19 protein-coding genes are annotated in these 19,889 nt (G+C 42.2%); 14 read left to right on the top strand and 5 right to left on the bottom strand.

The genetic code is table 11. From position 1 onward, the window contains the following. Position 1: 1 nt before the first annotated feature. From JQC92_RS05040 to JQC92_RS05000, 9 genes are all read left to right on the top strand, one after another. Positions 2-661, top strand: coding sequence for a type III secretion system domain-containing protein (locus tag JQC92_RS05040; RefSeq protein ID WP_204998622.1), 660 nt, complete (start codon positions 2-4; stop codon positions 659-661). After that, positions 658-1,524, top strand: coding sequence for a hypothetical protein (locus JQC92_RS05035; protein WP_204998621.1), 867 nt, complete (start codon positions 658-660; stop codon positions 1,522-1,524). Before JQC92_RS05040 ends, JQC92_RS05035 begins: the two co-directional genes overlap by 4 nt. A 24-nt stretch (positions 1,525-1,548) precedes the next feature. Further along, positions 1,549-2,583 carry a TyeA family type III secretion system gatekeeper subunit gene (locus JQC92_RS05030; protein WP_204998620.1) on the top strand — a complete coding sequence of 345 codons (1,035 nt, stop codon included), beginning with the start codon at positions 1,549-1,551 and terminating at the stop codon, positions 2,581-2,583. Between the two features lie 85 nt (positions 2,584-2,668). Then, positions 2,669-3,031, top strand: coding sequence for a type III secretion apparatus (locus tag JQC92_RS05025; protein WP_204998619.1), 363 nt, complete (start codon positions 2,669-2,671; stop codon positions 3,029-3,031). 59 nt (positions 3,032-3,090) lie between these two features. Beyond that, entirely contained in the window at positions 3,091-5,091 is a 2,001-nt protein-coding gene (locus tag JQC92_RS05020) for an EscV/YscV/HrcV family type III secretion system export apparatus protein (RefSeq protein WP_420851295.1), read from the top strand. 10 nt (positions 5,092-5,101) lie between these two features. After that, entirely contained in the window at positions 5,102-6,451 is a 1,350-nt protein-coding gene (locus tag JQC92_RS05015; RefSeq protein ID WP_204998617.1) for an EscN/YscN/HrcN family type III secretion system ATPase, read from the top strand. An 8-nt stretch (positions 6,452-6,459) separates the two neighbouring features. Further along, positions 6,460-6,861: a hypothetical protein gene (locus JQC92_RS05010; RefSeq protein WP_204998616.1), complete on the top strand. Its 402-nt coding sequence runs from the start codon at positions 6,460-6,462 to the stop codon at positions 6,859-6,861. Further along, entirely contained in the window at positions 6,854-7,339 is a 486-nt protein-coding gene (locus JQC92_RS05005; protein WP_204998615.1) for a hypothetical protein, read from the top strand. The genes JQC92_RS05010 and JQC92_RS05005 overlap by 8 nt, the downstream gene beginning before the upstream one ends. A gap of 3 nt (positions 7,340-7,342) precedes the next feature. After that, positions 7,343-8,227: a hypothetical protein gene (locus JQC92_RS05000; protein WP_204998614.1), complete on the top strand. Its 885-nt coding sequence runs from the start codon at positions 7,343-7,345 to the stop codon at positions 8,225-8,227. Here the strand turns inward: JQC92_RS05000 and JQC92_RS04995 are convergent. The 4 genes from JQC92_RS04995 to JQC92_RS04980 form a co-directional block, all read right to left on the bottom strand. Then, positions 8,205-9,362 (bottom strand): C15 family peptidase, encoded by a 1,158-nt coding sequence (locus JQC92_RS04995; protein WP_204998613.1) that lies wholly within the window; start codon positions 9,360-9,362, stop codon positions 8,205-8,207. The genes JQC92_RS05000 and JQC92_RS04995 overlap by 23 nt on opposite strands. A gap of 115 nt (positions 9,363-9,477) precedes the next feature. Then, positions 9,478-9,744, bottom strand: a complete 267-nt coding sequence (locus tag JQC92_RS04990) for a DUF3325 family protein (RefSeq protein ID WP_204998612.1) — start codon at positions 9,742-9,744, stop codon at positions 9,478-9,480. Between the two features lie 13 nt (positions 9,745-9,757). Next, positions 9,758-10,075 carry a PepSY-associated TM helix domain-containing protein gene (locus JQC92_RS04985; protein WP_239480384.1) on the bottom strand — a complete coding sequence of 106 codons (318 nt, stop codon included), beginning with the start codon at positions 10,073-10,075 and terminating at the stop codon, positions 9,758-9,760. Continuing rightward, positions 10,072-10,362, bottom strand: coding sequence for a hypothetical protein (locus tag JQC92_RS04980; RefSeq protein ID WP_204998611.1), 291 nt, complete (start codon positions 10,360-10,362; stop codon positions 10,072-10,074). The genes JQC92_RS04985 and JQC92_RS04980 overlap by 4 nt, the downstream gene beginning before the upstream one ends. A gap of 1,449 nt (positions 10,363-11,811) precedes the next feature. Between JQC92_RS04980 and JQC92_RS04975 the strand changes: the two genes are divergently transcribed. After that, positions 11,812-12,600 carry a hypothetical protein gene (locus JQC92_RS04975; RefSeq protein ID WP_204998610.1) on the top strand — a complete coding sequence of 263 codons (789 nt, stop codon included), beginning with the start codon at positions 11,812-11,814 and terminating at the stop codon, positions 12,598-12,600. 32 nt (positions 12,601-12,632) lie between these two features. Here JQC92_RS04975 and JQC92_RS04970 read toward each other — a convergent pair whose 3' ends face one another. After that, on the bottom strand, positions 12,633-13,544 hold the full coding sequence (locus JQC92_RS04970) for a LysR family transcriptional regulator (protein WP_129948622.1): 912 nt from the start codon (positions 13,542-13,544) through the stop codon (positions 12,633-12,635). Between the two features lie 199 nt (positions 13,545-13,743). Here JQC92_RS04970 and JQC92_RS04965 point away from each other — a divergent pair, with 199 nt between their 5' ends. The 4 genes from JQC92_RS04965 (at position 13,744) to JQC92_RS04950 (ending at position 19,824) form a co-directional block, all read left to right on the top strand. Next, entirely contained in the window at positions 13,744-18,297 is a 4,554-nt protein-coding gene (locus JQC92_RS04965) for an ATP-binding protein (RefSeq protein ID WP_204998609.1), read from the top strand. Between the two features lie 72 nt (positions 18,298-18,369). Continuing rightward, positions 18,370-18,915 (top strand): class IV adenylate cyclase, encoded by a 546-nt coding sequence (gene cyaB / locus JQC92_RS04960; protein ID WP_204998608.1) that lies wholly within the window; start codon positions 18,370-18,372, stop codon positions 18,913-18,915. A gap of 67 nt (positions 18,916-18,982) precedes the next feature. Next, positions 18,983-19,405 carry a GFA family protein gene (locus tag JQC92_RS04955; RefSeq protein ID WP_204998607.1) on the top strand — a complete coding sequence of 141 codons (423 nt, stop codon included), beginning with the start codon at positions 18,983-18,985 and terminating at the stop codon, positions 19,403-19,405. A gap of 11 nt (positions 19,406-19,416) precedes the next feature. Beyond that, positions 19,417-19,824: a hypothetical protein gene (locus JQC92_RS04950; RefSeq protein ID WP_204998606.1), complete on the top strand. Its 408-nt coding sequence runs from the start codon at positions 19,417-19,419 to the stop codon at positions 19,822-19,824. Positions 19,825-19,889: the final 65 nt, after the last annotated feature.

The following is a 19,889-nucleotide window of genomic DNA, read 5'->3' as shown; positions in this document are numbered from 1 at the left end:
TATGATTTCAGGTTTTTTCTCACCTAACGAAGAAGAAGGCATTGAAATAAAGCAATTTTATCAATTGCTTTGGCGTCCTACCGTTGCTATGCATGACAGCTGGTGGAGTAAGCTAGGTCTGCAAATGTGGAAAAAAGGTGCGGGCCAAAATAATGTTTTATCTCAACGAATAGAACAATTAGTGGTGCAGCGCTTAGGTATCATTGATAAGCCGTTACCTTCAGCTTTTACTCTTGACGAGCAGTTTCTGTTGAAGAGTAAAAATAGGTTACCCGTTATTTTGTCAGTATTAGGGCTCTATTGTCTGAATTGCCCTGACTACTTATCACTAAAAGAACATCGGCTTGCCCTGGAAAGTGTACTTTCTGAAGAGCAAGTACAGCAAGCGTGGGCTCTATGGCCACAACGACCAACGTCAAAATTTAAAGAGCTTGTTGATAATATAAAATCTGAGTGTTTGCTCGAGCAAGCTCAAAAGATTTCAATTGCGTTATTAGACGAAGAGCTAAAAGAAAGTTCACTATGGCACTGTATTGCAGTGACTCTGCCTGTGGTAGAGGTCGAGATGGAACCAGACGACTTTAAGGCTCAGGTTACCTTGTTAAAGGAAACTGATCTTAATTTGATTCGATGGTTAACCCGACTGGAGCGCATGCTATGAATCCATTTCTTATTGACATTCAACAGTGCGAAATAGCCAGAGGCGAATCCGAATTCATCTCTTCAGGTGAGTTTAAACAGTCAATCGAGCTTCAATCGATGGAGAAGCAAGTGAGGCATCGCATCCAAGCTTCACTTAAAGATGCTCATATGCAACGAGAGCAATCTCGTCAGCAAGCAGAGCAATATATTATTGACGCACAAAGTGAAGCTGAAAAATTGATGGTTGAGTGGGAGCAACAAGCCAAACAGCAGGCCGTGGCTGGTGCAGTGGCTTGGGTGCAAGATGAGGTAAGTTTTAGACAACAATTACTTGAAGAATTAAGTGCAGGCATCGCCTCACAAATTTATACCGTCATTACCCATTGGGCTTCTAATCTCGAAAAAGCGGATTTAATTGCAGCTCAACTTACTGAAGATGTCATTGAAAAGCTAGGAGAAGGCTCCTTGACCTTATTGGTCGCTGAAGAAGATTTTGAGTCTTTAAACCGTAAACTGGGTAATGAGTTCAAAGTGAAAACTGATACTGCATTAGTCGCAGGTACAGCAGAAATACAGTCAGCTGCACTCAGTGCTCGTATTGATTTAAATCGACATTTGGAATTGTTGTTAAAAGCGTTTGTATTTGAAGTGAGCAAAGAGACAAATGCAGAGAATTACCCAGACAATGCGATTACAGAGCAAGTGACTCAGTTTAATGCTGATGAGGAAACAATAACGTCATCAGTTGATGAAGAATTAACAAGCACAGATGATGGTACCAGTTTTGTTGATGACTCAGAAGAATTAGAAAATAACTTATTTGAGGATAACTCAGCGCAAAATTTCGAAACGGATGACTCTGATTACAACGAAGCATATTAGCATCGTTGCGACTAGGAAGATGATATGAGAGTAGATGGCACTACTTCAGTTAACTTTGATACTCAGGCAGATTCAAAACCTGTTAATGGGCAAGTGCATCCTGCAAATACCACATCTTCTTTAGCCGCAACAGAGTTTGCTGAGATCGCTATGATCGCAAATGAATCCATGGAGGAAGCGCTCGAGGATTTAAGTTTAGGGTTTAGTAACTACTTAAAACGATTAAATAGTAAAGAGCGAAAGGACGAAGTCAGGTTCAATGCATTGGAAGAGTTGGTTGCTCAAATGGAAGGCGAGCAAGCCGATGGCATTCTTGCGAATGCAATCCAGTTGGCAGCATTAGGCGATGCTGACTCTATCATGGTCAATATTGAGCAAATGAACCTTGATAGCGGTAATGTCATGTTGCTCATGGCGAACGTGATTGCTCAAAGTGGCCTAAGCGAAGAAGTTCGTAAGAAACTACGCAAAAAATTACAAGAAATGTTGGCAGAGGAAGGTGCAGAACTCGCACTTATTGCCGCAATGGAAGGGTTACCGCTGGACCAAGCAGGGCTTCAGTCTCTTCAAGGGTTATATCAACGTGCAGCAAGAGGCGATGGTGGTCTAGCTAAGTGGTTTAGTTTGCTTCGCGATATGCCAGATAGAAGAAAAAGAATTCGGGTATTGCTCAGAGCGTTGTCAAATTCACTGAATGAAGAGAATACAGGCAGCAACATGGTTAAGTTGGTCACTGTTGTTGATGACCTGAGACGCTTATTGCTGTTCATGAGTGTTGAAGATTACTGTAAAGCGCTATCAAGAGCATGTCAGATTGACGACGCATCAGTGCTTGATGCAACACTTGACTTGGTTGAACAATCTTGGGTTTACGGGGAGTGGCTAGAAGAAAAAATTACCAAGATGAAAGTGCCAGATAGTAAGCAAATAGGCTTCTTGAGGCGCTGGCGAGATTTGATGCAACAATTACCAACAAAATGCTATCGAGATCCTGAGCAAAAAGAACATATTACTGATGCCATGATGGACCTATTAGATCAGTGGTGCGAAGACGAATAGGAAAAAATAGGCGTAGATGTATATCTCGTCCTAAGCTTATTGAGATTAAACCTTGATTTAACTAAGACTGAGAAAGGCTTAAGCAGTGGATTTACGTATTACCCGACATTTAGAGACTTTCTTTCAGCTGCAAAACCGCTGGCCAGTTAAATTAGACGACCAAATGGAATATCACTGGGCACCATATGGTCTCATGCTTGAAGTAAAAGACGAAAGGTTGTTAATGACATCATGGTTACTGGAGACTCAAGTTAATGATTTAAAGCACTGGGTTGAGCATTGGCACCCCAGAGCATTTATGGGCGTTCCACAGCGGTTATTTATCATCAAACACAAGTTAATGATCAGTTGCCTGTGTCCAAAAACGAGCGAAGGGCGAGATTGGTACAAAATGATTCAGCTACAACAGCAGTTTTTGAGTAAGGTCAGTCGTGGGAGCCAATTTTGAATAAAATTCAACAGCTGCTGGCAAAAGCCGCAGGCCGTCATGATATTATTTTAGCTGTCATGCTGGTAGTTGCGGTTTTCATGATGATCATACCGTTACCGACCCCTCTGATCGACGTGTTAATCGCTGTTAACCTCGCACTTTCTATTATCCTAATGATGATTGCGATTTATATTCGTGATCCCTTGGAATTTTCCGTATTTCCATCGGTACTGTTGGTGACCACACTCTATCGACTTGCACTGACTATCAGTACCAGCCGATTAATCCTTCTACAGCATGATGCTGGTCAAATTGTATTTACGTTCGGTAACTTTGTTGTTGGAGGAAATCTCGCTGTCGGTATTACCATTTTCGCCATTATCACTATTGTTCAGTTTATTGTAATTACCAAAGGTTCAGAGCGTGTGGCTGAAGTAAGTGCACGTTTCTCTCTGGATGGTATGCCGGGTAAACAAATGAGTATTGATGGTGATATGAGGGCCGGTACTATTGATGCCAAAGAAGCCAAGCGATTAAGAACCAAAGTACAGAAAGAAAGTCAGTTATATGGTGCGATGGATGGTGCCATGAAGTTTGTAAAAGGTGATGCGATTGCCAGTATCATCGTTATTTTTACCAACATCATTGGTGGTATTGCGATTGGTGTTATGCAAAAAGGCATGTCGGCATCAGAAGCCTTGAACACTTACGCTGTACTTTCAGTGGGTGATGGCTTGATTGCACAGATTCCTTCACTCCTTATTTCGATTACCGCAGGTTTAATTGTTACACGTGTGCCGGGTGAGACTCGACAGAACTTGGGTAAAGAAGTGGTAATGCAAATAACGAAACAGCCATCATCACTACAGATGGCTGGATTAGTGATGATTACGTTTGCTCTGATACCGGGGTTTCCACTTTGGGTTTTCGGTTCGTTAGGTGGATTGACATTTTTTCTCACATGGCGTTTATCAAAAAAAAATCAACAACAAGCGGAAGCTGGAGGGGAGGATAAAGCCTTCCCGAAAGATGGAGAAGAAGCTGATGATGATGATGCCAATATGCAACCGGGGGCCGTGCCTCTCATGTTGGTATTAGGCTCAGACTATCCGCATCAAAGTATGAAAGAAACCTTACACCGGCTCCGATGGTCTTTATTCGAGAAGCTTGGAGTTCCATTGCCCGAAATTCAACTGCAGGTCGTCAATACAAAGAAAAATTGCCAGTGCGACATTTTGTTGTATCAAGAACCCGTTTTACAGCTAGAACTGGATGTAGAAGAGTCGTTACTTAATGAGCGTTTTGTCGATATGGACACGCGCAGTTTTGTAACCTCTTACAACGGAGAAACCTTGCATTGGATACGAGATTCACAGATTGAGAAAGCGAAAGAAGAGGGGCTCATTGTTGTCGAAGGGGAGGCGATTCCAGCTTGTTTGATCAATAAAGTAATCGATCGATTTATTGGTGAGTTTATTGGTGTGCAAGAAACACGGTACTTGATGGACGCCATGGAAAATAAATATGGCGAATTGATCCGAGAGCTACAACGGCTTTTATCCGTAGGTAAAGTCGCTGAAATTCTTCAACGCTTGGTTGAAGAAGGCATTTCGATTCGTGATTTAAGAACCATCTTTGAAACCTTGGTTGAATGGGTCCCTAAAGAAAAAGACGTCATTATGCTCACTGAATATGTGCGTATCGCATTACGCCGACATATTCGTCGTAAATTCGCAACTCGCCAAGGCTGGATCTCTGCATTAATGATCGGTGAAGGCATCGAAAACTTGATTCGTGAATCTATCAGGCAATCGACTGCTGGTTCATACTCAGTATTGAATACGACACAAACCCATATGATCCTCACGGAAATCAAAACGTTGTTGCCAACAGATAAACCTTGTGTGTTGTTGACCTCTTTGGATGTACGTCGTTATCTACGCAAAATTGTTGAAAGAGAACTGTTTGCAACCCCAGTGCTTTCGTATCAAGAATTAGGTGATGATGTTGAAATTAAAGTGCTTGAGCATTGTGATTTAGTGGGTGAGTCGCTTGATGAAGCGATGAACGCAGGTTAGGGGACTAAACATGATCAAGCTACCTAACAAGACTGAACTCGCCAAAGCCATTGAAGAGAAAATTTATTTTAATCCTTTCAATGTAGAAAACAGCATACCAAGTGTTCGCTATTTTGGGCACATCAATGAAGTCGGAGCAACATTGGTGCACTCGAGTTTGGCTGGTGCTCACCAAGGTGACTTATGCATCATTGCTGACAAACTACAGGCAGAAGTAATTGCCGTGAAGGGAGATGAAACCATTCTATCTCCATTCGATGCCACTACAGGGTTGCAAGCCGGTGAACCGGTTGAATTACTCGGCCATGGTCATCAAATCCATTTGGGAGAAGGTTTACTCGGGCGAGTCGTCGATGGGCTCGGGCGTCCTATTGATGACAAAGGTGAACTCACTGCTACTGCGATCAGAGACAATAAAGGCCAAGCGCCAAATCCTCTCAGCCGTTCTTTAATTAAAAACATTTTACCTATGGGAGTGAGAGCGATTGATAGTACGCTCACCTGTGGGGTTGGCCAACGGGTTGGTATTTTTGCTGCGGCAGGTGGTGGTAAAAGTACACTGCTTGGCATGATAGCGTCTAATTGCGATGCTGAAGTAATTGTATTGGCATTGGTTGGTGAACGGGGAAGAGAAGTACGTGAGTTCATGGAGTATAACCTCACTGAAAAAGCCCGTGCACGAACAGTGATGGTTGTGTCCACATCTGATAGACCGCCGCTTGAGCGAATGAAGGCTACGATGACGGCTACTACGGTAGCAGAGTATTTCCGAGATCAAGGTAAAAATGTGCTTTTGATGGTGGATTCTCTGACTCGTTTTGCTCGTGCTGCCAGAGAAATTGGTTTAGCCGCAGGTGAGCCTGCTGTATCAAATGGATTCCCTCCAAGTGTGTTTGTAAAACTGTCTTCTTTAGTCGAGCGTGCAGGACCTGCAAAAGTTGGAAGTATCACCGCTATTTATACGGTATTAGTGGAAGGCGATGATATGAATGAACCCATTGCCGATGAAGTTCGCTCACTGCTGGATGGTCATATTGTGTTGTCGAGAAAACTTGCTGGTGCAGGGCACTATCCTGCCATTGATATCAATGCCAGTGTCAGCCGTGTCATGGATATTATTGTGACAGAGGAACAACGTAAAGCGGCATCTAAATTACGCAAAATGCTTGCGAAATACGAAGAAGTGCAATTACTGATCCGTGTTGGTGAATATGAATCAGGTCAAGACGCAGAGACTGATGAGGCAATAGAACTTCATCAGGCCATACTTGAGTTTTTACAACAAGGCACGGATGAGTTTACGCCCTACGATGAAGCGTTGGGTTTGATGAGTCAAGCTGTAGCCTATAATGGTTATTAGGGGCTGTAATGGCGAGCTCTAATATTGATGACAATGATAAAGAAACATTGAGGCGGATATTGGATATTCGTTCTCGCAAAGAAGATAAGCTGAGAAAACGTTTGAGCGATACAAAAAAACAAGCTCAGCAAATGGTAGCGAACAGAAGGCAAAAAGTGATTGAAAGGCATCAGTTAATTGATGCGATTCGACACTTAACTTTGCCAGATAAGTCCTTGGATTTCAGTGGTATGAATGAATTTAAAGTCGACTTAGCCAAACGTTACCAAAATGAACGAGAATTAGCAGAAGAGATAGTCAGAGTTCAAGAGCAAATAGAAGCAATTGGACAAACGATTAAGCAAATTAACAAAGAAATTTTTCAATTGGTGAAAGATCAAGAGAAGTTACAGGCGGTGTTTGATGAGTAGTTCAATTAAATCAACTGAAACACAACATACGAAACCTGTTGAACATGATCATAAGAAAAAAGAAGTTGAACCTCAGTCTCAACACAAAGAACTCTTTGCTAATCTGCTTAAAGGGCGGAAGTTTGAAGAGCCGAAAGACGATAACTCAACAAAAAAAGTCTCTAAAGCAACAAAACGTGTGTTGGCTAAAGATGGGGGGACTTGCAAAATGGGAAGTGCTGAAATATCCCGTCAAAAAGATATGCTCTGTTATCGCCTTGTTAATGGTCCAATGGCAGGGCTGATTATTCAAGCAAATTACGATAAAAAGGGGTTGAGAATTCGACTCTTTCCTCACAATAGTAAGCAAGAACACGCAATCAAAAATGTCATGAGGCCATTAGAAGATAAATTACAAGGCCGTGCATATCGAATAAGGCTCGAGTGTGTCCCTCCCAAGAACACTCATAAGTCTAACACTCAAATTTTCATGGGGTAGTTTATGCAAAGCAGCTTACTCATTAAAATAAGCCAAGTGATTGGCAAAGGCTTGGAAGCGCAAAACTGTCGGTTAGAGTTAAAGCCCATTTCTGGTGATGGGATGTTTTGGAAACATCAAGATTACCCCGATGGTGTAGGAGTGTGGATCCCTTTATCCGATTGGAAGAAAGCTGTTTTGGAGCAGACAGGGGTATCGGTTTTAGAAAAAATGCCCGAAGATTTTGCACCTTGTATCAGTGCGGTGATATTTGAAGTTGTTGGAAGTTGGATAGTAGAAGCGGTAGCTGAAAAGCCAGAAACATTTACGCTGGAAGAGACGATTGCCCCAGTGTTAACACTCGGCGGTGTACGTTGTGCGTTGGTGAATTGGCCGACTCAAATATGGCAACCAATGGTGTCACATTGGGCTCCGTTTGTTGGAGAGTCTCCAACGATCAATTTAAGCTTAGTTGCTGGGTATAGTCCTCAAAAAAGTAATAAACCCAGAATACCAAAAGTAGGCGAAGGTTTTTGGATTGACAATGAGTGTGAGGTTGAAGAAGGGCAAGCTCTATTGTGGTGGCAAGGGCCTGTAGCTAAAATTCGCCTAAGCAGTGAGTTAGCTGGTGGTGTTGGAAGTATGATGGTGGATGATGTCTTGCCCGAAGTCGATTTTCATTACCCGCCACTGTTGACTGAATTAGCTAAGGTTGAAATGAATTTAGCGGATATCGGAACCATGATGATAGGAGATGAGTTACCGATTAAAGTTTTGCAACAGGGAGAAGCCAGAATTGTAAGACAAATCGATGAGCTTCATAGCCAAACTTTAGCAACAGTATCTTTGCTAAGAAGCCCATCGGGGTTAATTGCAAAAGTCGAATCTATTGAACCTGAGGAAGAGTAGTCACCGCAGCTTCAACCATTTGACGAATTTGATTAACGATGTTCATTTCAGTTTCTCCATCGTGGTTTTTAATTCTTGGTGTATGAATGTGCCCATTCGGAATGTTTACGTTCATTTGATTCATTAAACGAATCGCACGATATGAGATTTCATTCGAAAGATAGCCACCACCCGAGCCCTGAACTGAAGTTTCTCCATTAAGCTCTGCAAGTGATTTAGCCTCAATATCACCACGTTTTAGGGTGGTGATTTTAGCGTTATCAATAGCCGCCCAATCACCTTTAACACTTTGCATTGCTTTAACAGGTAAAGTGAATTCGACAAATTCATTGCCGTTCAAAATATTGCCTCTTAGCATCGGGGTTACAGGGTTATCAGCCGTTGCTCCTGTATATACATTTAAATTGTCAGGTGCTTTAGCACTGCGATTACGACCGGGGAAACGTTCTAAATCGAAATCCTTGCGTCCCATGCTCACGGTAAACAACATATCGATAGTATTGTTTCGATATAGCGGCGTTAAGATCGATTCAATCATACCCTTATCAAAATCAGCAAAGCGAACAGGGATCATTACGGTTTCAATTTGAGCTTGCTTGCCATTCACTTGAAAACGATAACCATCAAGTGCTAATGCCGTGAGCCCAGAAGGATTAGACTGTCCGATATCCTTGTCTAAGAAAAAGGGATCGAATCCAGTTAGCAAAATTTTGATATCAGCTTTGTCATCAAAGGCAACATCATTTATGCCACGTGAAGATTGCTCTGTCGCTTTGACTAAAATGTTACGCTGCCAATCTGCTAGCTTAAAACCTGCGGGTTTTGTCTTGAGTGTTTCGCGCATTGCAAGGCGAGACCAATAAAGTGGTCTGTCGTCATTTGAGCCCGATTGCACATCTCGTACCGCTTGTTGCCATAGGCGTTGGCCTTGAATAGCCACCAACTTGGTGAGCTGCTTTTCTTCTTTGCTAGCTTTCACTTTATGAATGAGTTGATCATTTAACGCATTGTACCTAAGCGCAACAGTCGGTAACTCTTGTAGTGCTGTGGGGATGCGTTGTTCCTCGACATCGAGCGGCACAGCAATTGCTGTAGCACTGGCAAGAACAGAAAGCGCTAAAAGTTGTTTAATCATGTTTTTATTATGCATTACTTAGGTGAAATCTTAGGGTTAAAGATGACACGATAGTGATATAAAAGTAAACACAGTTAACAAAGAAGTCATCGAGACTTCCTTTTTTATGTATGTTTTATCTTTTGGCCAGATAGCTCAGTGCAGTGCCTGATATCAATATCCAAACTGAAATCCAGCATAGCCAAACAACATAAGCCATGCCCACATTAGATTGCTGGATGATAAGAGGTTGTGTCGCAAATAGTAAAGCGAAACCTAACCATTTGAACATCAGGCTTTGTTTGTCAGATAAGCGTTTATGAAACACAGTGTTAAAGTGTTTAGTTTGGCTAAACACAAAACACAGTATTGCAACGAATGAAAGCAGGTTAATCATTAACATGAAGCCGCTCCTTTTACTCCAACAGGACTGGAATCTTTGCTGGTGGCCCTGGGTATTGCCAGCGGATCTCGGCTTTAGGATTTCGTTCGTTGCCTAAATTGATGTTCCAGCGAGAGGCACCTTCCGGTTTTGAATGTAAAGCTGCTAACGCTGCTGGGATTACATCGGATTTAGGTTGCTGTGAGAGTTTTTCTGGTTGCATCCACAAATCAAGCTCATCAGCATAGTAACTGAGGGTGCCTGTCACAAATACCGCAAACAGCAACCAGCTGAGTAGCAATCCGCTGTAGGTGTGCAGCCAAATCATTGAATGTCTAAAGTTACCTTTCATGACATTTTCTCCACAGGGAACAAGTAATAAATGGCCATGAAAGCAATGCCTGCTAAGACAAGAACACGAACAGAGTGGATGGTCTTTTTACAGCTAAAACACCAAATGAATGCGATAAAAGCAAACACGTAGCTGCACATTAAGCCAATAAAAATGGCATCGTGAACGTTATCGGTGAACAACCATAGTGAGATGGGGATCATGCCGAAGCTGGCACTGATGCCAACCGCATAACCGCCAAAAATGGCCATTAACGTGCGAATAAATACAGGAAACGAAAATGACATAGTGCAGCTGCGTTATTAAAGGTAAACACAAATGCAAATGATAATAGGTTTCAAATGATGGTTCACGAAAATTTTACTTGTGAGGAATTTAATTTCAATTTTTGTCGACAGGATCAAATTTATTGAAGTAAAACCCCAACGCCGACCCGACGAAGCTGAAAACTCCTCATTCCTTTTGGATAAATGCCTAACGCCTTAGTTTACGTGTTCTGATTATTCCTTGAACGCAAAACTTCAATGCCGCAGGGTTATTAAGATTACATCTAGTGATTGATAATTAAACTTCTGCGAAGTTTCGAAAGTCGTGGTGTTGCACACCACACCGCCTAAAGGGGAAACGAAGTAACTACAGTTTTGTATGTCGGTAATTCTCCAGCAAACTCCCCTTTGGAAACCCCAGTGCCGCCCCACCGAAGCTGAGCGTTTCAGAGCTTCAAAGGGGATAGTCAGCCTTTACATAGCATTTGAATGTTTATAGGCCGTCACACCTGCGAAGGCAGGTGTCCAGTGTCTTTAATCTGTTTAGGTTTATTTAACTGGGTGATCAACATACAAAGCTGTCGTTATTTCATTTCCCGTTTTCGCGAGTATGACGTAAATGCTTTTTTTTAATCTATCGAGAATCCAGCAGACTACAACAGTTCTCCATGACTAAAACTTCTTCGAAGTTTCGAAGGTCGTGGTGCTACACACCACACCGCCCAAAGGGGAGTTCTCCAGCAAACTCCCCTTTGGAAACCCCAATGCCGCCCCAACGAAGCTGAGCGTTTCAGAGATAATTGAATAAATGCCTGACGTCTCAGATGGGACGTCCTGTCCCACTGAGTCTAGCTCGACTTCCCTGTCGAGCTCACGTCATTCTGATATTCAATTATCTCTCCAACAGCTTCAAAAGGGATGTTCAGCCCTTAAGCTGTGTTTGAAACTTCCTATATCGTCATTCCAGTATGTTTTTAGCTGGAATCTATTGCCTTTTTGTTGTTTTTAAAGGTTCGAAGAAAGGCGCTGGATGCTTGACTAAAACATTCGAACATGACGTTAATGCTCCATTTAGAAACAACGGAAAACCTATCAGGCTACAACAGTTCCCCATGACAAAGTTGTAATTCTTCGTTGGTGAAAAATGGCGTAAGCGCAGCATGGACGCTGCGCTAAATTCCGAGGTGCATGGACGCACCATTGGAAGTGTTAGGCCTTCTTCTGAAATAAAGAGGTTTTCATAAGAGGAGTTGCGTTTTACTTTGTGGGGCGGCATGGGGTGATGAAAGAGGGGGCTTGCTGAAGAGTCCCTTCTTGCTCGGGTTTGGGCTGAAAGCTCAAGGTTTTAAGTGTTTGAAATATATTAATTGGTACAATAAATGGTTAAAACTCAAAATACTGACTTACTTAAAGAAAATCACTTTATAGGATGGTATATTTATTGCCGTTAAAGTTGATTCGGAGAATAGGATGAAGTTTGATTATCTATGGCAAATTCTGTTTATATTATTAGGTGCTTTCGCTAGTGCATATGCAGGATATTATTACGCTAACCAGCCAGAAGAAGATATAGTATTAGAATATCAAGAGTTTAAAAATAAAAATTTAAAAAAAGTTTTCGGTGAAACAAAAGCTATTAAAATATTTCACGGCGAAAAAGAGATCGAAGCATTAGGTAATGTTCGTTTCAGTATTTTGAATAACTCTTCTAAAAACATAGATAAGTTTAAAGTCTACTTTGAAGTCAATAATGCTGATGAATTGCCTTTATTTCATAGTTTAACTTCACCTGACTCTTATCCTAAAGAGGCTGTTACTCTCATATCAAAAAACGAAGGTGTTTATATTTTTGAAGTAGAGTATTTAAATCGAACTAAGAAAAGATGGGATAGTTTGGATTTCGTGTTTTATTTCGCAGATGCAACAACTCCAAAAGTTCATATAAAGACAGGAACTAAGGGAGTAGTGTTAAAAAAATATGAGTATAAAGAGAAAACAGTTTTTGAAATTATTTTAGGATCTTTAAAAAGAATTTGGTGGGTTTTACTAGCCTATTCTTTCCTTATTTATTTTTTAATGAAAAGAGCCAATATTCGCCGTAAGTTGCACAAAAAAAAGATTGATCAGATATTAATTGATACAATTGAAAAAGATAATGATTTAACATCTGAACAGAAAATAGAAAAAATCAATGAAGTTTTGACAAGCTCTCCCAAGTTTTCAGAAGTAATGAAACATTGGAAAGTGAAATTTGAGTAAAAATAATCATGTTTCAGTTTGATTAAATGCAATCACCCCATCAACGACTGCAATGCCTCTTGACTCGAAAACCTCTTAGCAAAGAAATCCAAAAATGCACTGATGTTCGTCGCCAGTTGGCGACGACTGGAATACACGCCATAAATCTTAAACGGCTCAATGGGCCACTCTTGTAAAATGGGCACTAAAGAACCACTGGCGATCTCTGCCTTACAATTAGAATTAGACAACATCCCAATACCAAAATCGTCCATCACCATGCGTTTCACCATCACTGCACTGTTGGCTCGTATCTTACGATTAAAGTTCACCATGGTTTTACGTGCGCCTTTACCCAATGGCCAAATGGGGGCTGAGCGAGATGTGCCCATTAAAACGCCATCATGCTCCATCAGATCTTTTGGTGTCGCCGGGGTGCCTTTGATCTTTAAATAACCAGGGCTGGCTACTAAAATAGGTTGTCTTTCAAACAGTAAGCGTGCCACTAGGTCAGACGATTGCAGTGGTCCGTATTTAATGGCGATATCGTAACCTTCTCCGACCAGTCCAACATCAGCGTCGGTAAACTGGATATCTAGGGTGATATTAGGATACAGTCGCATGAATCCGCTTGCCAGATTGGCAATCAGCTCCTGACTGAAGGATACAGGGATAGCGATACGCAATGATCCCGACACATCACTATGAGTATTTTCAATCGTCGCTTTAGCGGCTTCGATTTCATTACCTATAGTGTCGCAGTGTTGATAAAACAATGCGCCGACTTGTGTCAGGCTTAAATTACGAGTATCACGCTGCAGCAGCCTGACCCCCAACTGTTCTTCAAGCTGGGCAACTTTTCGGCTAATGGTAGATTTCGGCAGCCCCGTTTCACGGGCAGCTTGTGAGAAACCCTTTGCTCGAACAACGGCTGCAAAGAGCATCATCCCATTCAAATCAGGCATGTTTTTTTTACTGTCTCAAATATGGAACAAAGCGTCTAACCCAGTTTAATGGCAATTTGCGACAGATAAAAGTTATATTTAACCCTTATAAAAATAATTCTATTTCGTTGTTACTCATTTGTTACAGATAACGGCGAAATATAGAGGCTAGGAGAAGTACCTATTCATCGGTAGGTACTAAAGCAGAGGATCTTTTAGGATGACCAGCAACAATCAGCCCACTGAAACGACTCAAGTGCAAGGCACTGACGTGCTATTTATGAAAGCGGAACATTTAGCGAAAGATTTTTCGTTGTTCCCTAAGCACAGTAAACAAAGCTTGTCGCAGCAAGTGAAAGGATTAATCGACGAGGACACCATTCAAGCTAACTTGAAAAATTTAGCGCAATTGGATGTAGATGGTTACGTAACGAAAGTTATCCAGCCAACTCAAGATAAAAATCGCCCAGGTGCAAAACGCATCATTGCCGACTTAAAAGGCAAAATTGTAACCGATACTCTTATTGGCTCTTTTTATAGTGCTGAAGTTGAGCTTAACTTTGGCGCACGCACTCGCCGTATCGGTTTTATCGCTCAAGAACGTTCAACTTCAAATGGCGCTTGGATGCCTGAGCATCATTTAGCAGCTTGTAAAGCGATTCGTCACTTTGCTGAATTGTCTATGCCAATTGTGTATTTAATTGACACTCCAGGGGCTGACGCAGGTGAGGTTGCAAACAGCCAAAACCAAGCGCACTCAATTTCTAAAGCTATTGCTGAGTCGGCAAATGTTGACGTACCTACTGTAGGTATTGTTATCGGTGCAGGCTATTCAGGTGGTGCGATTCCATTAGCGGCAGCAAACATACTGCTTTCGCTACGTGACGGTATTTTCAATACCATTCAGCCACAAGGTCTTCAAAGCATTGCGCGTAAATACAACCTGTCATGGCAAGAATGTGCAAAGTCAGTTGGTGTATCACCAGAAGAGTTGTATACCAATGGTTGTATCGACGGTATTGTCGACTTTACTCCGTCTGACAAAGACGAACGTCAACACAATTTACGCCGTGCCATCATCAGTGGTATTGAAGCGGTAGAGCGTGCAGCCGTTGATTTCGTTCGTGATTCTGCTGATTTACGTGAGCATTACGACCGCAGTTTAAACCGTTTCTTGAATCCTTCTTCTAACCTTGCTTCGCTTGAAAGCAATGCTGAGCTAGAGGTTGCGAGCAACCCAACGATGCACCTTAACCTGTTTGGTAGTGCATACCGTTACCTACGTTACCTAACGCTTCGCAGTCGTATTCACTCGATTCCGCAAGCAGAGTATGGTCGTCTTTCAGACGTAGGTGTACCACAAGGTGACTTGCTTGCTCGTATTCAACAAGAGCAAGATAAGGTATTCCATACGTGGTTATCTAGCCCAGACAAATTGGTCTATGACGATGAGTTAAATAAGCTTTGGGGTAACTTTACCGCTAAGCGTGATGACGTGTCGACTGAACGTAACATGCTGACGCGTTTCATCTTAGGTGAGCCAAAAGAAAACTACAAAAAAGCCCGTAAAGCATTGTTGTTCAACATCGGTTGGTCGCTTTACCACCGTTGGAAGTCGAATGCGGCGAACAACTTTAAAGGCTTGATCCAGCATCTTGAGAACTTACCTGCTGAAGTGACGCAGAAAGATTGGCCTGAGCTGAATCAGCTGACGGTACTCGATGTTGTGGTAAATGACGAGCTACGTGAAGATTTCATCTGGCAATGTCATAACATCCTTATCTTCAACGCATTGTATGACAATGTTGTAGTGAACTTAGCGTCTATCGCAAAAGAAGCCATGATGGCGAAGAGCTTGTCTCGTGCTTCAGTAGATGGCTTACTGCATACGTCTATCGATAAAGCGATTTCAGTACAAGATATAGCTAACGATAAGAATAAATTCTACAAGTGGCTGAAGTACTTTATGGGTCAGTCAAACCGTGCTGAACTTCTAACTCGTGTTGAGTCTTGGAAGAGTGTTGGTTTCCCACAGTTAAACGACAGTTTATTCGTAGTACTTACGTACTTCTTTGAGCGTCTACTTCCTGAATATTTTGACAGTGAAGAAGACACCAGTAAGTACACTGGTGCCATTAACCCAGTTCGTATCGGTCGTCGTAAAGACTTCTGGAACCGACTCACTATGGGTTACCAAGATCTACTTATCCAGAAAGTACTGCGCGACGAAAAACGCTCAGGCAAGATGGGTTGGGAAAACATCATCTCGAAATTCTTCACGCAATTCGAAGAAATCGACGGTGATAAGATGTCAGCTAACATGCTGAACTTCCCTGGCTTCCGTCTATCAATTGAAGATGCGCTGGATAAAGGCATTCGCCCTTGTGGTTTAATCACAGGTCTTGGTGAGTTCGAGCACGAAGGTCAGAAGATCCGTGCCGGTGTTGCTGTATCGAACACCGCATTCCAAGCGGGTGCATTTGATATGGCCAGTGCTGAGAAATTCAGCTCACTACTGATTGAGTGTGCTAAGCGTAAGCTGCCAGTTATCTGTTTCATCAGTTCTGGTGGTATGCAGACCAAAGAAGGTGCCTCTGCACTGTTCTCAATGGCAGTAGTGAACGACCGTATTACTCGTTTCATTCGTGATAACGAGCTACCAGTATTAATGTTTGGTTATGGTGACTGTACGGGTGGTGCACAGGCGAGTTTCGTGACTCACCCATTAGTGCAAACTTACTACCTTTCAGGCACAAATATGCCATTCGCTGGTCAAATGGTGGTTCCAGCTTATTTACCATCAACCTCGACACTTTCGAACTATTTATCGAAAACGCCAGGTGCGATGAATGGTCTTGTTGCTAACCCATTTAGCGATACGTTAGAAGCACAGCTTTCAAGCATTGATCCATTAATGCCGCAAGCATCGCTGCAAATTAACGATGTGATAGCTAATGCGCTTTCTACTCTGGTACCTGAAGTGGAAGCTGAAGAACAAGAGATTGTGCAAGACGATCCACGTCAATTAATGAAACCAATCGACAAAGTATTGGTTCACGCACGTGGTTGTACAGCGGTTAAGCTTATCCGTAAAGCACACGACAACAACATCAACGTAGTATTAGTAGCATCAGACCCTGATATGACGTCTGTTCCAGCTGACATGCTTAAAGAGAACGACAAGCTGGTTTGTATTGGTGGTAATACGTCTGACGAAAGTTATCTTAATGCTTACTCAGTACTTAAAGTCGCTGAATATGAAAGCGTTGACGCATTGCACCCTGGTATTGGTTTCTTATCAGAAAGCCCGCAGTTTGCAGCACTTTGTGTAAACAATGGCGTTAACTTCGTAGGTCCGTCGGTTTACTCAATGACAACCATGGGTAACAAGTCGAATGCGATTAAAACCTCACAAGCGCAAAATGTACCTGTAGTTCCTGGTTCTCACGGCATTCTGAATAACGCTGAGCAAGCAGTGAACGTTGCAAGTGAGATCGGCTATCCAGTACTGCTTAAAGCGGTTCAAGGTGGTGGTGGTAAAGGTATTCAAATTGTTGAACGCCCAGACGACATGATCAGCTTGTTCCAACAAACAGCAACCGAAGCTGCTGCAGCATTTGGTAATGGCGATCTTTATTTAGAGAAGTACGTTACTTCGCTGCGTCATATTGAAGTTCAGCTTCTGCGTGATAAATTTGGTAATACTAAAGTATTGGGTCTGCGTGATTGTTCAGTGCAGCGTAATAACCAAAAAGTCATCGAAGAGTCAATGTCGACGATGTTGCCAGAAGAGCTGAAGCAACAAGTGCTTGAGTACACTCGTTCATTAGGTGTAGCAACAGATTATATGGGTGCTGGTACGGTTGAGTTTATCTACAACTTAGATGCCAACGAAGTGTACTTTATGGAAATGAACACACGTCTGCAGGTAGAGCACCCTGTGACTGAAGCGACATCTTGCATTGATATCGTAAGCGCACAGTTTGACATTGCAGCGGGTCGTTCAATTGAAGAGTTAGAGCCAAAAGATGTTGGCTATGCGATGGAACTTCGTATCACAGCTGAGAAAGCGGCACTGGACAGCAACGGCATTTTACAGTTAATGCCAAATCCAGGTCATATTACTGAGTGTAACTTCCCTGTGCGTGATGATGTAGAGATCATCTCTATCGCCGCAACAGACAAAGAAGTATCACCATACTATGACAGCTTGATTGCTCAAGTGATCATGCGCGGTGAAAATCGTCAGCAAGTGATTGACCAGTTTATTGAGTACCTAGATCAAGTTTCTATCAAAGGTATTGCGACTAACATTCCATTGTTGAAGCTGATTCTGAAAGACAAGACCTTCCAAGAAGGTGTTTACGATACCAATTACTTACCGCGCTTAATGGCAGAGATTGATATCCCAGCACTGATTGAAGAAATGGAAGCGGCGGCAGATACTCAAGGTGTCGATACTGAATCATTGCGCGTTGGTGAGTCAAATGAGCTTAAAGTTCTAGCACAAGGTGCGGGTATCTTCTATAGCTCTCCAGCACCGGGTGAGCCTGATTTTGTTGCAGAAGGTGACATTGTTACTACTGATCAGACGCTTGCGCTGACAGAAGCAATGAAGATGTTCTCTCAAGTGACTCTGGCGAGCTTCAACCGTAAAGGTACAGAGTTGTATCCTGAAGATAAGAAATACCGCATCGAGCGTATTTTGAACTCGAACGGTCAGCAAGTATCACAGGGTGATCTTCTGTTTGTAGTTTCTCCAGTTGAAGAGTAAGCTCTAGCACTCATTCAATGAGTAAAAAAGTCCCCAGCTAGTGCTGGGGATTTTTGTTTTTAAGGAAGCGCCTTGTCTCACCAACATTTCGTCGGTAAATACGAAGTCGAATTTAAATATCGTATAAGTTCTAAATTTCAATTTCTTAAAGTGCTAAACACAATTCCTCATGAGGTAATGCTGGTCGATAATGTTGAGAAAGATTGGTTTTTTGATACACCAGATAGACAACTCAAACAGCAGAATAAAAGTGTGTCGATTCGAGAAATGCAGCCTTCAGGAATTAAACTTTGGATCGTTAAAGGGCCTGAAGCCGATCGTTGCGAAGCGACGGATATTACCAAATCTGATCATGCCAAGAGTATGCTTAACACTATGGGTTATGAAGTGTGTTTAACCATGAGTAAAACCCGCAGTGTATATTTTGTGGGTGAGTTCCATATTACCGTCGATCATCTTGAGGGTCATGGTGATTTTGCTGAATTCGCAATTATGACTAATGATGAAGGCAAGCTTGAAGGTTATCGTGTGGCATTAAAGCAATTAGCCAGTCAGTTTGGATTGACAGACGATGATGTAGAATATCGTTCATATCGAAATCTTGTTACAGAAATGTAGTTGATTTATTGAACTGCCGAGCTTATTTTAGCTGTTAAATCATCATGCTAAGATAGGGGGGGAAGCAATGGAACAACTCAATGCTAAAGGCCAGTGTTTATGTGGCTCAATTCAAATTACCGCAACTAAAATAAGCACTAATATCGGTGCTTGCCATTGTTCTAGTTGCCGCCAATGGGGTGGTGGGCCTTTACTGGCGGTTGATTGTGGTAATGCTGTTCAGTTCAGCAATCAAAAAAGCATCAGTATTTATGACTCCTCATCATGGGCTGAGCGTGGTTTTTGCAGTCAATGTGGCAGCCACTTGTTTTACCGTTTGAAACACAATCAACAACATATTATGCCCGTTGGCTTATTCGAAGATTCCAAGCTATTCAATTTTGATCATCAAATCTTTATCGATGAACAGCCAGAGTATTATTGCTTCTCAAACCAAACTCACAATATGACGGGTGCAGAAGTTTTTGCACAATTTGCACCGCAGGACTGAGGTATAAGGTGATGGAACATAATAAACCATTATTTGCTGCGACGATCTTGACGGTTATTGCTGCTTTAGCACACATTGCTTGTATTGCTGTTGGCGGTGATGCTTATCGTTTTCTAGGTGCTGGAGAACAACTGGCACAAATGGCGGAGCAAGGTCATTGGTACCCAACCTTTATTACGCTCATCATAACTGGTGTTTTGTGTTTGTTCGCAGCCTATGCGGCATCGGGAGCAGGGTTGTTACCTAGATTGCCTTTGTTGAAGCTTGGTTTAGTTGTGATCAGTAGTGTATTTTTGCTTAGAGCATTAGGCTTTGTGTTCATCATGCCGATGTTTCCTGAAAACAGTGTTACTTTCTGGCTACAGCAAATCTCGGTCAATTTAGTTTCACTGTCGCTTTATGTCAATTATCTAATATAATCGGCTACAGTATCAATGTCTCCAGCGTATTGCTTTTCTTCAAAGCAGCCGCAAGCCTACGTAAT

The organism is Parashewanella hymeniacidonis (assembly GCF_016900895.1).
Classification (GTDB): Bacteria; Pseudomonadota; Gammaproteobacteria; order Enterobacterales; family Shewanellaceae; genus Parashewanella; species Parashewanella hymeniacidonis.
This window is presented reverse-complemented; position numbering and strand designations above follow the sequence as displayed.

What these genes read in the sequence shown, in the direction of transcription:
- JQC92_RS05040 (WP_204998622.1), top strand. Translation starts at nt 2, where the DNA reads ATGATTTCAGGTTTTTTCTCACCTAACGAAGAAGAAGGCATTGAAATA.
- JQC92_RS05035 (WP_204998621.1), top strand. Translation starts at nt 658, where the DNA reads ATGAATCCATTTCTTATTGACATTCAACAGTGCGAAATAGCCAGAGGC.
- JQC92_RS05030 (WP_204998620.1), top strand. Translation starts at nt 1,549, where the DNA reads ATGAGAGTAGATGGCACTACTTCAGTTAACTTTGATACTCAGGCAGAT.
- JQC92_RS05020 (WP_420851295.1), top strand. Translation starts at nt 3,091, where the DNA reads ATGCTGGTAGTTGCGGTTTTCATGATGATCATACCGTTACCGACCCCT.
- JQC92_RS05015 (WP_204998617.1), top strand. Translation starts at nt 5,102, where the DNA reads ATGATCAAGCTACCTAACAAGACTGAACTCGCCAAAGCCATTGAAGAG.
- JQC92_RS05010 (WP_204998616.1), top strand. Translation starts at nt 6,460, where the DNA reads ATGGCGAGCTCTAATATTGATGACAATGATAAAGAAACATTGAGGCGG.
- JQC92_RS05005 (WP_204998615.1), top strand. Translation starts at nt 6,854, where the DNA reads ATGAGTAGTTCAATTAAATCAACTGAAACACAACATACGAAACCTGTT.
- JQC92_RS05000 (WP_204998614.1), top strand. Translation starts at nt 7,343, where the DNA reads ATGCAAAGCAGCTTACTCATTAAAATAAGCCAAGTGATTGGCAAAGGC.
- JQC92_RS04995 (WP_204998613.1), bottom strand. Translation starts at nt 9,362, where the DNA reads ATGATTAAACAACTTTTAGCGCTTTCTGTTCTTGCCAGTGCTACAGCA.
- JQC92_RS04990 (WP_204998612.1), bottom strand. Translation starts at nt 9,744, where the DNA reads ATGTTAATGATTAACCTGCTTTCATTCGTTGCAATACTGTGTTTTGTG.
- JQC92_RS04985 (WP_239480384.1), bottom strand. Translation starts at nt 10,075, where the DNA reads ATGAAAGGTAACTTTAGACATTCAATGATTTGGCTGCACACCTACAGC.
- JQC92_RS04980 (WP_204998611.1), bottom strand. Translation starts at nt 10,362, where the DNA reads ATGTCATTTTCGTTTCCTGTATTTATTCGCACGTTAATGGCCATTTTT.
- JQC92_RS04975 (WP_204998610.1), top strand. Translation starts at nt 11,812, where the DNA reads ATGAAGTTTGATTATCTATGGCAAATTCTGTTTATATTATTAGGTGCT.
- JQC92_RS04970 (WP_129948622.1), bottom strand. Translation starts at nt 13,544, where the DNA reads ATGCCTGATTTGAATGGGATGATGCTCTTTGCAGCCGTTGTTCGAGCA.
- JQC92_RS04965 (WP_204998609.1), top strand. Translation starts at nt 13,744, where the DNA reads ATGACCAGCAACAATCAGCCCACTGAAACGACTCAAGTGCAAGGCACT.
- JQC92_RS04955 (WP_204998607.1), top strand. Translation starts at nt 18,983, where the DNA reads ATGGAACAACTCAATGCTAAAGGCCAGTGTTTATGTGGCTCAATTCAA.
- JQC92_RS04950 (WP_204998606.1), top strand. Translation starts at nt 19,417, where the DNA reads ATGGAACATAATAAACCATTATTTGCTGCGACGATCTTGACGGTTATT.